We start from the raw sequence: 14,256 nt of genomic DNA, 5'->3' as shown, positions 1-14,256 counted from the left end.
AAGACGCCACAGGTCATGGCTGAAACGCACGGCGATATTGCCCTGGGGACACCCCGTGAACCCTTCGAAAGGCGACCCCAAAGGCGGCATCGGACAGATAGCCCAACGACGCTGCAACGGCCGCAACGCTGGTGTCGCCGCGCGATAACCGGGACGCAGCCACCTTCATTCGCCAGCACGTGGCGTATTCGACCGGCGACTGTCCCACGCGAGCTTTGAACAGCGCCGCAAAGCTTGATCGCGACATGCTGGCGATCTCGGCCATGTCTGCCAGTCTCCAGGGTTTTTCCGGCGCGCCGTGAACGGCACGCATGACACTGGCGATGTCTGGGTCTCGCAACCCTCCCAGCCAGGCCAGATCGGCGATGTCGGCAGTGGTGATGTGGTGGCGCAGCGCGTGAACGAAGATCAGCCGAAGCAAGTCATTGCACATCGCGTATGCGCCTGCCTGCGTCGATTGCCATTCCCGGTCCAGTTCATCCAGCAGCCAGGCAAATGATGACGCGCCGCCTGACCCGGCGTGAATCACGATGGCGGGTGGTAACAGGTCAAGCAGGTCCGCTGCCCCCGGGCTGATCAGCGAGACGCTGCCGCCGAGCAGTTCCACGTCATCACCCACTCCGTACGCAGCCGATGAGCCTGACAGCGCAAAGACTTCCGATGCGTTTACCGCAGGTATTTGCGGTGCGCTGGCGAGAACGAACGGGGTGCGCGAAACCACGAAACAGTCGCCTGCGCAGAGATGACGCGGCGGCAGACCGTCCATGCACAGCCAACATTCCCCCCGTAGTACCACGTTGAATTTCAATTCGATGGGCTGGAAGCGCAAAGCCCACTGGCCCCCGGCTCGAAGACGCACCGAGCAAGCGGCCTTGAGTCCAGCCAGGGCCAGTACGTCAGAAAGAGGATCAGAGGAGGGGTTCTGGATGATCACGACAAAAATCCGGATTATTTGAGCTGGTTCGTCCGGACACCTTAGCGAAGAATCATCCGCTCTACTACTCAGCGAGGACCTTTTCATGACAACGCTTCAGCAGCCGATTTCTTCACCGTTCGATGCGGCCAGCACCGCCGCCGAGGTGATGGCGGGCGTGGACCTGTCAGGACAGTTCGCCGTTGTCACAGGCGGTTACTCCGGTCTGGGCCTGGTCACGTCAAAATGTCTGGCCGACGCAGGCGCGCAGGTGATTGTGCCGGCCCGGGATATGGAGCGCGCCCGCGTTGCCTTGGCCGGTGTCAGGAACGTCACGGTCCAACCGATGGACCTGGCCAGTCCCGACTTTGTTCAGGCGTTCTGCGCAGACGTGGTCGGGCGTGGGCATCCGGTCTCACTGTTGATCAATTGCGCGGGCGTCATGGCGTCGCCGCTATTGCGCGACGCTGCCGGGCACGAAAGCCAGTTTGCCACCAATCACCTCGGGCACTACCGACTCACGTGTGGACTGTGGCCCGCGTTGCGGGCTTCGGGTAACGCGCGCGTGATTGCCGTGTCGTCGCGGGGTCACCAGATCGCGGGAGTGGACTTCGACGACATCGATTTCATCCGTCGCACGTATGACAAATGGACAGCCTATGGTCAGTCGAAAACCGCCAACGCCCTGTTCGCCGTGGCACTCGACCGCCGAGGACGCGAGCAGGGTGTTCGTGCGTTTTCGCTGCATCCCGGCCAGATCCTGACGGACCTCGGCCGCCATCTGAGCAGCGCCGAGATTGCCGCGTTTGACGTGTTCGACGAAAACGGGGAGCAGAAAATCGCGCCCGAGCTCGGTCTCAAGACGCTGGAGCAAGGTGCATCGACCGGTTTGTGGTGTGCGACCAGTCCCGCGCTGGAAGGCCAAGGCGGTGTCTATTGCGAAGACTGCAATATCGCCACGCTCAACCGCTCGGAAATCGGGCGTAAAGGCGTGGCGCAGTGGGCGGTCGACCCGGAATACGCTGAACGGCTTTGGCGTCTGTCGGAGCAGTGGACGGGGATGAGCGTCTGAAAGGCCAAGCCATTGTCTTCGCGACCGACAACGGATGCTTCGCGTGCCGGTAGCGCTAGCGATCAGCCGCGTGCGGTTGCAATCCAGCCTGGCGTTCGGGTTTTTCGCAGCAACTGGGCAAGCGTTTGCCCAGTCTCGGCTTCGTCAGGCATCGGATAGTAAAGCGGTAGCCCGCAAACCTCATCAATGTCGTCAAGCGTTAAAAACTTCGCGCCGTCATCTGTGGCGAGCTTGAGCGCATGTGATTCGGAGCGTGCGGCGTAGACATCTTCGGTCCCGACCCAAAAAGCACGAAGCGGTTTGGTCTTGAAGCGAGCGAATATCCAGCCTGTCAGGAACGTCAAAGTAGAAAGCCCCGCGGCGACCTCAGGCGGTACCGGGGCAAGAAACGCAATCATGGTTAACTCACAGAGCAGGTTAGGGCAATGGGCAGACCGAGAGCTCTAACGGCCTTCTGATCCTTCTTCTGGCGCCAGTATATTGCCACCACCGATCGGCGGCGCCTAGAAAAAATTACACAGCTCCTCGTCAAACAGGTCCGAGCCTGATTCCCCGGGCGGAGAGGTTGGGCGCTGCCGCCGACTTTATCGCCGGGAAAGCAACAATGCCCAGTACGTGATCGGCTACGGTTTGTGGCCGAGCAATTTGAGGACACGCCACTGCACTGGGTACAGGCGTCTTCTGACATACGTCAAGCGCGCCAACCTGTGCCAGACCCACACTGACCTCGACATCCGCCGTCGCTGAGACGCTGCGGACCCGTTGAACCTGTGGAGGTGTGAAATGGCCGAAATCGAGCGAATACTACTGATTGCTTCACCCCTCATGAACCGCACGCCAGCGTTTGATCGCGCGGCCGCCCTGGCCAAGGCCAAGTCTGCAGCGCTGCATATCGTTGCCTTCGATTACGTTGAAGGTATCGCCAACGCAGGCCTCGTCAATGAGACGGCGATTGAAGAAATGCGCGAGGGTTATGTGTTCCGCCATCGTGAGTGGCTTGATGGGCAGGCCGCCGGGATCCGTCACATGGGCGTCCATGTGACCACTGAGGTGGCGTGGACGAAGCACCCGTTCGAAGACATTCTGGATCATATCCACGGCATTGACCCAGTAATGGTCATCAAGGACCTGCTGCACGAGTCCTGGCTGAGCAGGGCGTTGTTCACCTCGCTGGACATGAGGTTGCTGCACAGCTGCCCGGCCCCCTTGCACCTGGTTGCCAAGGTTCAGCACGGTATTCCACGCAAAATTCTCGCAGCTGTCGATCCTTTCCGCGTTGACGATCAGGCCGAACGTTTGAATGACCGGATCATCGCAGAAGCTCAAACGCTGGCAGAGCAGTGCAATGCCGAACTGCATCTGCTGTACGCCTATGATTTGTCGTACGTGTATGCGCTGGACGGCGGGTTTGGCTATCAGCCATCCGTGATAGACGAGCTCTACAGGCACGAGCGCTCAGGTTTTGCGAAGCTGGCTGACCGCTACGGCGTTCCCGATGACCGCCGGCATCTGATGATGGGGAATCCAGCCAAAGTCATCGAGACGTTCATGCTAAGTGCTGGCATTGACGTCGTGGTGCTGGGTACGGTGCACCGCGACATCGTCAACAAACTGATAGGCAGTACCACCGAGCAACTGGCTCATCATCTCCCCAGCAGCTTACTGACCATCCATCCCGGATCACAGCTCTGACGAGCCCAAGGCCCGGACAACGCATGCACATTTGTTGTCCGGGCCGACAGGTCAGGCGATCAGAATGTAGTTTTCGACATGGCATACACCGGGCACCGCCCAGGCTGCTGTCTCAAGGGCCTTCCTCTGCATCCACAGATCGACGTGGCCTTCGAGCTTGACTGTCTTGCCCTCAACGGTCACGCGGATCTTGCTGGCATCGAGCTCGGCATTTCGCGCGATGGCCGCTTCGATACGCGCCTTGATGTCATCCGGATCGGACTTGGGCCGAACCACCAGCAGGTTGTTGATGCCGGCCACACCCGCCAGCTTTCGGACCGCGCTTTGAGCCGCTTCTTTCTGATATTGCCAGTCCACTTCACCTTCCAGGGTCACCCAACCCTGCTGCACCTTGATTTGCATGCGGTCTTGCGGGATGGAGCTGTTCCACCGAATCACATCCATGCACCGCGAGGCGATGGATTCGTCCCCGACATCAAGTTCTGAAGGAAGCCTGACCTTAATCTCCTCGGCAACGGCCTTTACCCCCTTGACGCTTTTGACCGCCCGCTCGGCCGCGATCTTTTCTGCGTAGGTTTTCACATGGCCGGTCAGGCAGACCACGCCATTCTCGATGGCTACACCTATGGCGGCAGCGTCGATGTGGGGTTGAAATTCAAGTTCGTCAAGAATGGTTCTGCGCAGCATCAAGTCGTTCATGTTCGCTCCCCTAGATACGTGAATGACCCCGGGACGGGCCATGCCAATGAACACCGTCCATTGAACGCGTACAGAAGAAAAAAACGTTGAGCTTTATCAGGATTTCGCGAGGCATCTAACCTCACGTGGTGTTTGCCTGGGGTGTCCAGACAGGCCAGTACCGGCAGCGAGGTTTTCTGACTTTCGTCAATAACGATCGATGCCCACAGCCTCAGTCTTGGGGTTGCCCGGTTCCGTTTCGATGCGCCACGCATTAGGGGCGGGGGCTGGTTCACGCCGAAGGAGCCGACAACAACAAACGCCCGACGAGGCACTCACCGCCAGGCATCGCTCAAGGTCGGAGGTAGCATGTACGCGATGGTCTTACACCGTATTGGCGAGCCATTGGTGCATTGCCAGTTACCGGACCGCACGCCCGGGAGGGGACAGGTACTGATCGATGTGGGAGCCTGCGGCGTCTGTCGCACTGATCTTCATGTTGTCGACGGGGAATTGCCTCATCCGCATCTTCCTTTGATTCCTGGCCATGAAATCGTCGGGCGTGTCTCGGCAATCGGTGCCGGTGTAAAGGGCTTCCAACCAGGCGACAGGGTCGGTGTGCCCTGGCTGGGCCACACGTGTGGGGGGTGCAGCTACTGCCGCTCCCATCGAGAAAACCTCTGCGATTCGCCGGGTTTTACCGGTTACACCCTTGATGGCGGTTTTGCCACTGCGACCGTGGCCGACGCGGGTTTTGTTTTCGCTCTGGATGAACGAGGCACTGACGAGTCAGTCGCGCCGCTGTTATGCGCCGGTTTGATCGGCTGGCGGGCATTGTCCATGGCCGGCCCTGGGAAACGGCTGGGTTTGTATGGTTTCGGTGCGGCGGCTCACATCATCACTCAGGTTGCCATTACACAGCGTCGGGAGGTCTTTGCGTTCACTCGGCCCGGTGACCACGAAGCGCGTGCGTTTGCAAAGTCTCTAGGCGCGGTGTGGGCGGGCGGTTCTGACGAGCTTGCTCCGGAACCGCTGGACGCCGCCATCATATTTGCACCGGTCGGCGCGCTGGTTCCGCTGGCACTGCACGCCGTTTGCAAGGGCGCAAGAGTGGTGTGCGCCGGTATCCACATGAGCGATATTCCGCGTTTTCCGTATCGCTGGTTGTGGGAAGAGCGCTCTCTGTTGTCGGTGGCCAATTTGACCCGTCAGGACGGCATCGAGTTTTTCGAGCGGGTCAGGGACATAAGGATCGTCACTCACACGCACAGCTATCCGCTGCACGAAGCCAACCAGGCATTGGACGATCTGCGTTCAGGTGTGTTTCAGGGCGCAGCGGTGCTCATCCCCTGAACGCACTCAGGCGTCGGCCCCCCCCCGCTGGGACGTGGCCTCATCACGCCGGGAGAGACCTATGTTCGCCAACGAGTACACTGCGACACTGATTGCCGACTCACGCGCAGGTGATTGCTCGGTGGCCGTTGCTGATGCCTGGCAGCGAATGGCACCCGGATTCGGCACCATGACCTCGACAGACCTTTGCACTGATTATCCGGTTCATCGTTGGTATAAACGATCGGGTTTCACCTCCGTCAACCTGGGCACGGATTACGATCGCCTGGTGCATGATCTGGACCTTTAATTCACCGCAAGTGAGAAACCCATGACGATCGACTGGCCCAATTTCACACCTTGGTCATCCCTTATCGGTGGCATGTTGATTGGCCTGGCGGCCAGTCTGTTCATCGTCGCCAACGGTCGTATTGCTGGCATCAGCGGGTTGATCGGCAGCCTTTTGCAACGACGCCGCACCGGGGCAATCGAGAATGTGCTCTTTCTGACAGGGTTGCTAGTGGCGCCACTGCTCTGGAGCCTGTTCAGCTCGCTTCCGACCCTTGAATTTTCCGGCGGCTGGCCCGGGTTAATAGTCGCCGGGTTGGCGGTTGGCGTCGGCACACGCTATGGCGCTGGCTGCACAAGCGGCCATGGCGTCTGTGGAATCGCCAGGGCCTCGCCTCGTTCAATCGTGGCGACGGCGTGTTTCATGTTCAGCGGTGTCGCCACGGTGTTTGTCTCACGTCACTTTTGGGGAAGCTGAACATGAATAAATTGACCGCATTGCTCGCCGGCATTCTGTTTGGTTTGGGTCTGCTCCTGGCGGGCATGGCTAACCCTCAAAAGGTGCTGGCATTCCTTGATGTATCCGGCGCTTGGGATCCTTCTCTGGCACTGGTCATGGTAGGGGCAATTGCTGTGGCCATTGGCCCCATGGCCTGGGCTCGCCGACAGTCGAGATCGATCTTGGGAAACCCCATGCAGTTACCGATGAAACATTCGCTGGACCGGCGCCTGATCGGCGGCAGCGTGTTGTTTGGTATCGGCTGGGGAATAGCAGGTATTTGCCCCGGACCCGCCGTAGCAATCCTGTTGACAGGGCACTGGCAAGTTATTGTGTTCATGCTGGCCATGGTGGCAGGCATGCTGTTATTCACGGTTCCAGAGGCTCGGCGCAGCCGATGAAGCTGAGTGCTGAGTGCTGAGGGGGCTTTGCGCTGACACACGGCCGCACCTAACGCCAGCGGTTGTACCTCTGATTCATCCGATTCCGGATCATAAGCCGCCGCCAAACCCGAACTGGCGGCTCATCCACACGCTATTTACGCGTGGCCTTTTCCATCATGCGAATGGCCCGTTCATTCGCTTCATCAGCTGTCCTCTGCGCCTGAGTCGCCGCACTCATCGCCATTTCTGCCTTGTCGTAGGCCTGATCTGCCCTAAGCCGAGCGGTCGCTGCGGTGTCTTCAACGGCTTCCATGCGCGCGTTCATTTCTTGAGCATGTCGGTGACCGCAACCGGCTGTAAGGGCAAGGGTAATGACGACGAAAGCAGTCATGGATAGGCGTTTCATGGGGTATTCCTCGTGGTGGCGATAGAAACGGCAAAAGCTGCCGGGTGACCGAACCGTATCGCTACCACGGGAAAACCGTTTGATTAAAGTCAGAAGCGCTCTGCGACTAAGGTGTTTGGGCGTGCATCTCAGTTGATCTTAATCAATCCGTCGGTCTGTCAGAAAGTGGACAGTATCAGGGTGATTTCGCCGAGCGGAGCAGTCCGGCGTGTCTAATACGCCGGGACGAAGCAGGAGGCCTGCATGCGTCCCCTCATAGACAGTCCTGCTGTCCGCTCATCCGAACCTTCAGGTGAGGACTGAGCCGGATACGCCAAGGAGGTGTGCGGTGGCACAACCTAAACGATTGCTTCTGATTGCCCCATCCCGAATGGTCTGCACGTTGGCATTTGAGCGTGCGGCACAAATGGCCCAAGGAATGAATGCCACCTTGCGCATCGTCGCGCTTGTGCACCAGAACATCCTGGACGAGGTCGATGCTCATCAAGGAGAGCCAAAGACGGCACATCGATCGCCGTTGTGGTCGTTCCAGCGCTGGCTCAGTGCCGAGGCTGGCTTGTTGTCCAAAGGTGGCCTTCAAGTCTGTGCAGAAGTTCTGTGGTGCGAGAGAAACGTGATCAACCTCTGTCATTACATCGAAGAAGCCGAAGTCGATTACGTCATCAAAGACCTGGAAGAGGAGATCACCTCAGAAGGACGTACTTTCTCAACGCTGGATTGGCAGCTGCTGCACGAAAGCCGGGTGCCCGTGCTGTTTGTCCAGCACGATGGCGCCGCGACGTCCCGCAAGATCGTTGCAGCGGTGGATGTCCTGCATCACGAACCGCAGGTGCGGGAGATGAACCGCAGCAGCATCGAGGCTGCCAGTCAGCTGGCTGATTCATTTGGCGCGAGTGTTCACATACTGTCTGTGTACGACCGGGAAGCGTTGCCGGTCGCAGAGGGCAACGATTTCTGTCCGCCTTCGCTGTTGACCTACGAGCAGGCCAGAAAACGCTTCGATCTGTTGGCGGATCAATATGCAATCTCTGCTCAATGCCGACACTTCGTGGTGGGCGCCTGTGCGAGCAGCATCAATCAGTATGTGAGCAATTGCCACTTCGACGTGCTGGTCTTCGGCGCCACGAACTACATGGCAACGGACATGCTGCTTGGCCGCACCGCACAGAGAGTGCTCGGCCATCCACCCTGCAGTCTTCTGGCGCTCAAGGATCGCGACGTTCACGTGCGCCCGGCTTTATCGACTCATGAATACACTGCCGTGAATCTCACTTGAATCCCCTCCCTTTACACCAAGAAGCGCTCGAAAGGGCGCTTCTTTATATGCGGGAAACGTGTGTTGCCAACCCCGTTCAACGTCGATCGAGGCTGTTGAATATTTCGTTTTCCTGCGAAAAGTGCAGGGCGACTAGTGTGTCCAGCCGAATCAACATCGCGTGGATCTCGTCTCTCTGAACCTCGGCAGAATCTTGAGCCAGTCTGTCGTTCAGGTGTTCGAGAACGTTCACCAGCCGAAAAATCTCGCGATGTGTGTGGCTCATTGCTGCCAACGGGTCGGCGCCGTGCAGATAGGCAACCAGAAACGGATAGAGCCGGTTTTCATCATCGTGTTCATGAGGCAGCAGTTGCGCGTCGAGCAGCGTCACCAATGACCGCAATTCGGTACGGGCCCGTTCAGGCCCAAGACGATTAAATTCGCCGGCCAGACGATGCAGCTTCTTCAATACCTGCGTCATTTCCTGATGATCGTCACCGAGCCGTTCGAGAGGGTCACTGCCCAGACTGGGCAGCGTCCGCCAGCCCGGTGGCGTCAGCGCTCGCAGAGCGTTAAGGATGACGCCGACATCGATGACCTCCTGTACAACAGCCCCGGCGAGCGGAGGTAAGTACCCGGCAGCGGCAATGAGCATTGCGAGCATCGTCAAACCCATGCCGATGAGCATGCTTTCTCGGGCAATGCGGCAGGAGCGGCGAGCGATTTCCATGGCGTGTGCGACACGGTCCAACCGGTCAACCAACAGCACCATCCCCGCAGCTTCCGACGCTGCGCTGGCGCCTGCTGCCCCCATCGCGACACCGATGTCAGCCGCTGCCAAAGCCGGTGCATCGTTGATTCCGTCTCCCACCATCATCGTCATGCCCATAGCGCACGAGGCTTGGACGGCGAGAACTTTATCCTGAGGTTCCAGACGGGCGCGTACCTCGTCGACACCCGCACCAATGGCTATCCACTGGGCTGTTTCCAGCCGGTCACCGCTCAGCATGGTGACCTTTTCGACACCCATGTGTTTGATTGCGCGCACGGCGCCAGCGGACTCCACGCGCAGCTGATCGCTGAACACCACAGCGCCCGCGAGCTTGCCGTCGACGGCGATAAAACTAGCGCCCGCGCCCTGGTAATCCAGGCGTGCCAGCAGTGCCGCCGACCACGGCGTCTGCGTACCAAGATAGGTCAGGCTGCCCAGCTCGACGCTCTGTCCGTCGACAAGGCCCTTGAGCCCGGCCCCGGCGGTTTCGCTGATGTTTGTCGGTACGCCCAGTCCGACGCCGGCCGTCTGTGCGGCGGTGACGATGGCACTGGCCACCGGGTGTACGGAAGCTTGTGCCAGCGACGCTGCCACATACAACAAGCGGTCCTGACTGATATCGCCCGCGGTTTCTACACTGTCGATGCACGCACGGCCGGTGGTGAGCGTGCCGGTTTTGTCCAGCATCAGGAAGCGGGTTTGCGCGACTGCCTCAAGTGTGGCGCCGTCTTTAACCAGAATGCCGCGGCGGGCGCAGCGCGAAATACCCGAGAGAATGGCGATCGGCACCGCGAGAATGAGCGGGCAGGGCGTCGACACCACCACCACCGCCAGCGCGCGAAGCGGATCGCCCGACACCGCCCAGGCGACACCCGCTATCGACAGTGTCACGGGGATGAGTATCAGCGCATAACGATCCGCTGCCCGCACAAAGGGCGCTTTTGAACGCCGTGCGGCTTCGGCCATTCTCACGATGCCTGCATAGGTGCTTTCGCCTGCACGGTGGGTGACCTGAAGCGTAAAGGGTGCTCCGACGTTGACTGCACCGCTTCTGACAGTCGCCCCCGCGGAAAACTCGACAGGAATCGGTTCGCCCGTGAGTGCCGACTCATCGACGGTTGCACCATTGATCACCAGGACGCCGTCGAGCGGGATCACCTCGCCCATGCGCACCAGAATTCGCTGGCCAGGGACGACACGCTCTAAAGGGACCTGCGTCAGGCTCTCGCCCTCCAGTTGCCAAGCGAAGGTGGGAGCGCGCTGGATAAGGCGTCGTAGTTCACGCTCGGCTCGCTGGGAGGTGTAAAACTCCAGAGAGCGTCCGGACGCGAGCATGATCGCAATGACCGCAGCCACCAGAAACTGCGAGAACCACAGGCTAGCTGCTATGGATAACAGGGCGATCAGGTCGACACCGACCTGCTTGTGTAGCAGGCTGACAACCACCTCCACACCGGTGACCGCCATCAACAGGACCGCCGAGCCTATCCAGCAAAGCTGCGTAAGTTCGGGACGCCCGTATGCGTCGGCCAGAATCCCGGCCAGCAGCGCGGCGATTGAAATCAGTAACAGCGTGGGATCGAGTTTGCTGCGTTGCATGATCGTTCCTTCTGACTGATCCGCACGCAAGGCATTCAAGGCACAGGAACGTGAACGGGAAGTGGGAGGAATAAAAACCCCTCGTCGGCCGGACGCTGTTTGACTTCTCGATACCCGCCCCGGCGGAAGCGTTGATCATCATTCGCGGACGGGCTTCATACGCGCCAAGGCGCCCCAAGACCTGACGGGTGACGTTTGCCGAGACAACAATTCGACGTTTACCCCCAGCACACTGTTCAGACACACTTGCTCATCGGTTGGCGTGACGCCCTCGAAATCCGTGATATCCAGAATTCTGGTGTTGAACAAAGCGAGGCGCACAACACCGTTCTGCCTCAGAAACTGCTGCGACAGGCATTCACACAGCGGTCTTGAGAATGACGTGGTCGGGATTTGCTCTTCGTACAGTTGAGCCTGGGATTCGAGATCCTGCTGACAGTCCCTGACAATGGTCTGAATCGACTGCACCGCATAGAACATCGTGACTGGGAATCCGATGCAAAGGGCGAGCAAAATGGCCAGAAGAATGTTTGATTCTCTGGCCCGTGTCGAAAGCTGGTGCCAGGCGCGTTGCCAGCCTTGTGCGGGGCTGTTGAAAAGGGTGTCACCCAGACGCAGGGTGAATCGGTGTTGCACGACAATGCCGGTGCCTATGCTGACCAAAAGAAAGGTGATCAAGGTGAAAGGCGCGCTCAGCATCAGGTCGTAGGCGTGTTCCATCCAGGCTGCCAGCGACATAAGCACCACGAAAGAAGCGATGCCCGCAAGCAACCCGAAGCTGCTTCTGGGCCTTCTCAGCCAAACGGTCAATTTCAGCTTATCGGCTGCGTTCATGGCGTCATCACTCCGTTTGATCTTGCTTTAGAGGGGGGAAGGGGGCCGTCAGCCAATACCGGAAGGACGCTTGCAGACCACTGTTCAGTGCCTCAGGTAAACGACAGGTGAACATGCACCTCTCTGAATGTCGGTCATGAAAGTCATCCTCGCTCTATAACTCTTCGCACGTGAAAGCGTGATCTCTGTGTACGCCATCCGGGAGATTGATCCCTTGAGTTTTATCAATCTTCATCAACATGACCGATCTGGCTGTGGGTGAAGCCTTTGATTGACACACAGGTGTGCAACGGGTCGTCGGCTCCATGGAGGGCGCGGACGTTTCATTCGCTTTTTGCATGGGCATTGAGTCTCTGGAGGTTGCGCATCGCCATTGCCAGACATCTCGATCCGGCTCAAAGGCCATCCACGACCTGATGGCGCCCCGTTGTCGTATTTAAGCTCTGAAGCCTTAAAACCTGATGAAGATCAAGTTCCTGGCGCTCGATCAGCGCAACCTGATGTTTTCCCTGCCGCAGCCGCTGCAGCCAGGAGCATCAGCATGAACATGATGAAAGCCGCGGTTTTCGTGGAAAAAAACAGAATCGTTCTGCAGGACAAGCCCGTCCCTGAGGTCGGACCGCTCGACGCGCTGCTGCGCATCACCACGACGACCCTGTGTGGCACGGATGTGCATATTCTCAAGGGCGAATATCCTGTGGCGCCCGGATTGATCGTCGGTCATGAGCCCGTCGGTGTGATTGAGCGCCTGGGCAGACACGTCACAGGGTTCACCGAAGGGCAGCGCGTGATCGCAGGCGCCATCACGCCCAGCGGGCACAGTTACGCGTGTCTGTGCGGATGTGGTGCCCAGGATGGGCCCGGCACACGGCATGGGTTCAAGGCGGCAGGTGGCTGGAAGCTGGGTAATACCCTTGATGGATGCCAGGCCGAGTTCGTGCTGATTCCCGATGCGATGGCCAACTTGTGCCCCATTCCGGATGCGTTGAGCGATGAGCAGGTTCTGATGTGTCCGGACATCATGTCGACGGGGTTTTCCGGCGCGGAGCGAGGTGAAATCACCATAGGCGACACGGTGGCAGTCTTCGCGCTTGGCCCCATTGGGCTCTGTGCTGTCGCTGGAGCACGCCTCAGAGGGGCCTCTCGCATTATTGGTGTCGACACGGTCACCGAGCGTTTAAAGGTCGCCCGGCACATGGGGGCCACAGATGTCATCGATTTCAAGACCGGGGATGTGGTCGATCAGATAATGGCACTGACTGATGGTCGGGGCGTGGATGTATCTGTCGAGGCGCTGGGCACGCAGAGCACTTTTCAGTGGGCGCTTCAAGTCCTGCGCCCGGGTGGTCGGCTTTCCAGTCTGGGCGTTTACTCTCACGATCTGAATATCCCGCTCGCCGGTTTTGCTGCGGGGCTTGGCGATTACAGCATCACCAGCACGTTGTGCCCCGGCGGCAAGGAGCGCATGAGGCGCCTCATGGCGGTGGTCGCCACTGGCTCAGTCGATTTTTCCTCGCTGGTGACACACCGCTTCAAGCTCGACCAAATCGAGGCGGCGTATGAGCTTTTCTCGCACCAGCGCGATGGCGTAATCAAGGTTGCCATCTGCCCCTGAGCAAAGAAGTCGGTTTGTTGACTTAGATCAAACCCGAGCCCGCCGACAGCTTTATGGCCGCAATCACCTGGCCCCCTCAACGGGCCGTTCGACCCTGATGATCGCGATCAATCAATTCCGAAGCCTGATCGTCGCGCTGTTACTAATCGCCACTGTACTGGCCTGGATCATGGGCGACAGGCTTGAAGCCGCGATGGTCCTGGTTGTCATCCTCCTGAACGCTCTGATCGGGTTCTTTACCGAATGGAAAGCGCAGCGAACGCTGCTGAATCTGCAGGCGTGCGAGGAGAAATGGAGCAGGGTCATCCGCATTACCGGAGACCAAATCGCAACCGCCCAGGCCATCGGTCGCCGGTTGGGCATTGACCGATCGGTCGATGGAAAGGTCTACGAAGCGATACATGCTCAATCCCTGGCGTAAATCAGCCCTCAGACCTGGGCGGCGTGCTGGCACGCACTGCTGTCATCGCCCGAGCCGAACCTCGGCATAAACTGCAGATCGTCCATGCGTTTCAGCAGATGGGGCATGTGGTTGCGATGACCGGGGACGGGGTGAACGATGCGCCGGCGCTCAAGCAGGCAGATATCGGTATCGCCATGGGGATCAGCGGCACCGATGTCGCGCGGCAGACTGCTGACATGGTGATTACCGACGATAACTTTTCAACCATCGTCAAGGCCGTGGAGCAGGCAGAATTCTGTATGCCAACATCATTCATTTCGTGCACTACTTACTGTCCTGCAACCTGGCTGAGCTGCTGACCGTTTTTCTGGCAATCATGGGTAGCCTCCCGTTACCGCTTGTGCCGTTGCATATCCTCTGGCTCAACATGATTACCGATGTGTTTCCCGCCCTCGCACTGGCGCTGTGCCTATCTTGCTGCGGAACAAACGAATACACCCCATGAGTTAGGACGC

The 14,256-nt window shown here is 59.0% G+C and carries 17 protein-coding genes; 11 read left to right on the top strand and 6 right to left on the bottom strand.

Annotated features, from left to right (window positions below; genetic code table 11):
- Positions 1-13: 13 nt before the first annotated feature.
- On the bottom strand, positions 14-934 hold the full coding sequence (locus tag BLS87_RS06065; RefSeq protein WP_074751050.1) for an AraC family transcriptional regulator: 921 nt from the start codon (positions 932-934) through the stop codon (positions 14-16).
- Between the two features lie 85 nt (positions 935-1,019).
- Between BLS87_RS06065 and BLS87_RS06060 the strand changes: the two genes are divergently transcribed.
- On the top strand, positions 1,020-1,985 hold the full coding sequence (locus BLS87_RS06060) for an oxidoreductase (RefSeq protein ID WP_074751048.1): 966 nt from the start codon (positions 1,020-1,022) through the stop codon (positions 1,983-1,985).
- A gap of 62 nt (positions 1,986-2,047) precedes the next feature.
- On the opposite strand, the gene BLS87_RS06055 is transcribed toward BLS87_RS06060, so the two are convergent.
- Positions 2,048-2,383, bottom strand: a complete 336-nt coding sequence (locus BLS87_RS06055) for a hypothetical protein (RefSeq protein WP_074751046.1) — start codon at positions 2,381-2,383, stop codon at positions 2,048-2,050.
- 385 nt (positions 2,384-2,768) lie between these two features.
- Between BLS87_RS06055 and BLS87_RS06050 the strand changes: the two genes are divergently transcribed.
- Positions 2,769-3,677, top strand: coding sequence for a universal stress protein (locus tag BLS87_RS06050; protein WP_074751044.1), 909 nt, complete (start codon positions 2,769-2,771; stop codon positions 3,675-3,677).
- 51 nt (positions 3,678-3,728) lie between these two features.
- On the opposite strand, the gene BLS87_RS06045 is transcribed toward BLS87_RS06050, so the two are convergent.
- Positions 3,729-4,376: a BON domain-containing protein gene (locus BLS87_RS06045; RefSeq protein WP_074751042.1), complete on the bottom strand. Its 648-nt coding sequence runs from the start codon at positions 4,374-4,376 to the stop codon at positions 3,729-3,731.
- 348 nt (positions 4,377-4,724) lie between these two features.
- On the opposite strand from BLS87_RS06045, the gene BLS87_RS06040 reads away from it, so the two are divergent.
- The 4 genes from BLS87_RS06040 (at position 4,725) to BLS87_RS06025 (ending at position 6,875) form a co-directional block, all read left to right on the top strand.
- Entirely contained in the window at positions 4,725-5,708 is a 984-nt protein-coding gene (locus BLS87_RS06040) for a zinc-dependent alcohol dehydrogenase family protein (protein ID WP_074751040.1), read from the top strand.
- A gap of 61 nt (positions 5,709-5,769) precedes the next feature.
- On the top strand, positions 5,770-5,997 hold the full coding sequence (locus BLS87_RS06035) for a hypothetical protein (protein ID WP_074751038.1): 228 nt from the start codon (positions 5,770-5,772) through the stop codon (positions 5,995-5,997).
- A gap of 21 nt (positions 5,998-6,018) precedes the next feature.
- The gene (locus tag BLS87_RS06030; RefSeq protein WP_074751037.1) at positions 6,019-6,453 is read left to right on the top strand and encodes a YeeE/YedE family protein; all 435 of its coding nucleotides are present in this window, start codon (positions 6,019-6,021) and stop codon (positions 6,451-6,453) included.
- A gap of 2 nt (positions 6,454-6,455) precedes the next feature.
- On the top strand, positions 6,456-6,875 hold the full coding sequence (locus BLS87_RS06025; RefSeq protein ID WP_074751034.1) for a YeeE/YedE family protein: 420 nt from the start codon (positions 6,456-6,458) through the stop codon (positions 6,873-6,875).
- A gap of 133 nt (positions 6,876-7,008) precedes the next feature.
- Here BLS87_RS06025 and BLS87_RS06020 read toward each other — a convergent pair whose 3' ends face one another.
- Complete coding sequence (locus tag BLS87_RS06020; protein WP_074751032.1) at positions 7,009-7,263, bottom strand: Lpp/OprI family alanine-zipper lipoprotein; 255 nt, start codon at positions 7,261-7,263, stop codon at positions 7,009-7,011.
- A 328-nt stretch (positions 7,264-7,591) separates the two neighbouring features.
- Here BLS87_RS06020 and BLS87_RS06015 point away from each other — a divergent pair, with 328 nt between their 5' ends.
- Complete coding sequence (locus BLS87_RS06015) at positions 7,592-8,539, top strand: universal stress protein (protein ID WP_143024308.1); 948 nt, start codon at positions 7,592-7,594, stop codon at positions 8,537-8,539.
- A gap of 76 nt (positions 8,540-8,615) precedes the next feature.
- Here BLS87_RS06015 and BLS87_RS06010 read toward each other — a convergent pair whose 3' ends face one another.
- Both BLS87_RS06010 and BLS87_RS06005 read right to left on the bottom strand, forming a co-directional pair.
- Entirely contained in the window at positions 8,616-10,889 is a 2,274-nt protein-coding gene (locus BLS87_RS06010) for a heavy metal translocating P-type ATPase (protein ID WP_074751029.1), read from the bottom strand.
- A 138-nt stretch (positions 10,890-11,027) separates the two neighbouring features.
- Positions 11,028-11,723 carry a hypothetical protein gene (locus BLS87_RS06005; RefSeq protein ID WP_074751028.1) on the bottom strand — a complete coding sequence of 232 codons (696 nt, stop codon included), beginning with the start codon at positions 11,721-11,723 and terminating at the stop codon, positions 11,028-11,030.
- Between the two features lie 541 nt (positions 11,724-12,264).
- Between BLS87_RS06005 and BLS87_RS06000 the strand changes: the two genes are divergently transcribed.
- The 4 genes from BLS87_RS06000 to BLS87_RS34115 are packed head-to-tail and all read left to right on the top strand — an operon-like array spanning position 12,265 to position 14,246.
- Positions 12,265-13,338 (top strand): NAD(P)-dependent alcohol dehydrogenase, encoded by a 1,074-nt coding sequence (locus tag BLS87_RS06000; RefSeq protein ID WP_074751026.1) that lies wholly within the window; start codon positions 12,265-12,267, stop codon positions 13,336-13,338.
- Positions 13,322-13,759, top strand: a complete 438-nt coding sequence (locus BLS87_RS05995; protein WP_074751024.1) for a cation-transporting P-type ATPase — start codon at positions 13,322-13,324, stop codon at positions 13,757-13,759. Before BLS87_RS06000 ends, BLS87_RS05995 begins: the two co-directional genes overlap by 17 nt.
- A 23-nt stretch (positions 13,760-13,782) precedes the next feature.
- Entirely contained in the window at positions 13,783-14,100 is a 318-nt protein-coding gene (locus BLS87_RS34585) for an HAD-IC family P-type ATPase (protein ID WP_074751022.1), read from the top strand.
- A 17-nt stretch (positions 14,101-14,117) separates the two neighbouring features.
- Positions 14,118-14,246 (top strand): cation transporting ATPase C-terminal domain-containing protein, encoded by a 129-nt coding sequence (locus BLS87_RS34115; RefSeq protein ID WP_244165808.1) that lies wholly within the window; start codon positions 14,118-14,120, stop codon positions 14,244-14,246.
- Positions 14,247-14,256: the final 10 nt, after the last annotated feature.

Source organism: Pseudomonas abietaniphila (assembly GCF_900100795.1).
Classification (GTDB): domain Bacteria; phylum Pseudomonadota; class Gammaproteobacteria; order Pseudomonadales; family Pseudomonadaceae; genus Aquipseudomonas; species Aquipseudomonas abietaniphila.
This window is presented reverse-complemented; position numbering and strand designations above follow the sequence as displayed.

Bases quoted from the DNA above. Each gene is read 5' to 3' on its own strand.
- BLS87_RS06060 (WP_074751048.1), top strand. From the start codon at position 1,020: ATGACAACGCTTCAGCAGCCGATTTCTTCACCGTTCGATGCGGCCAGC.
- BLS87_RS06055 (WP_074751046.1), bottom strand. From the start codon at position 2,383: ATGATTGCGTTTCTTGCCCCGGTACCGCCTGAGGTCGCCGCGGGGCTT.
- BLS87_RS06050 (WP_074751044.1), top strand. From the start codon at position 2,769: ATGGCCGAAATCGAGCGAATACTACTGATTGCTTCACCCCTCATGAAC.
- BLS87_RS06045 (WP_074751042.1), bottom strand. From the start codon at position 4,376: ATGAACGACTTGATGCTGCGCAGAACCATTCTTGACGAACTTGAATTT.
- BLS87_RS06040 (WP_074751040.1), top strand. From the start codon at position 4,725: ATGTACGCGATGGTCTTACACCGTATTGGCGAGCCATTGGTGCATTGC.
- BLS87_RS06035 (WP_074751038.1), top strand. From the start codon at position 5,770: ATGTTCGCCAACGAGTACACTGCGACACTGATTGCCGACTCACGCGCA.
- BLS87_RS06030 (WP_074751037.1), top strand. From the start codon at position 6,019: ATGACGATCGACTGGCCCAATTTCACACCTTGGTCATCCCTTATCGGT.
- BLS87_RS06025 (WP_074751034.1), top strand. From the start codon at position 6,456: ATGAATAAATTGACCGCATTGCTCGCCGGCATTCTGTTTGGTTTGGGT.
- BLS87_RS06020 (WP_074751032.1), bottom strand. From the start codon at position 7,263: ATGAAACGCCTATCCATGACTGCTTTCGTCGTCATTACCCTTGCCCTT.
- BLS87_RS06010 (WP_074751029.1), bottom strand. From the start codon at position 10,889: ATGCAACGCAGCAAACTCGATCCCACGCTGTTACTGATTTCAATCGCC.
- BLS87_RS06005 (WP_074751028.1), bottom strand. From the start codon at position 11,723: ATGAACGCAGCCGATAAGCTGAAATTGACCGTTTGGCTGAGAAGGCCC.
- BLS87_RS06000 (WP_074751026.1), top strand. From the start codon at position 12,265: ATGAACATGATGAAAGCCGCGGTTTTCGTGGAAAAAAACAGAATCGTT.
- BLS87_RS34115 (WP_244165808.1), top strand. From the start codon at position 14,118: ATGGGTAGCCTCCCGTTACCGCTTGTGCCGTTGCATATCCTCTGGCTC.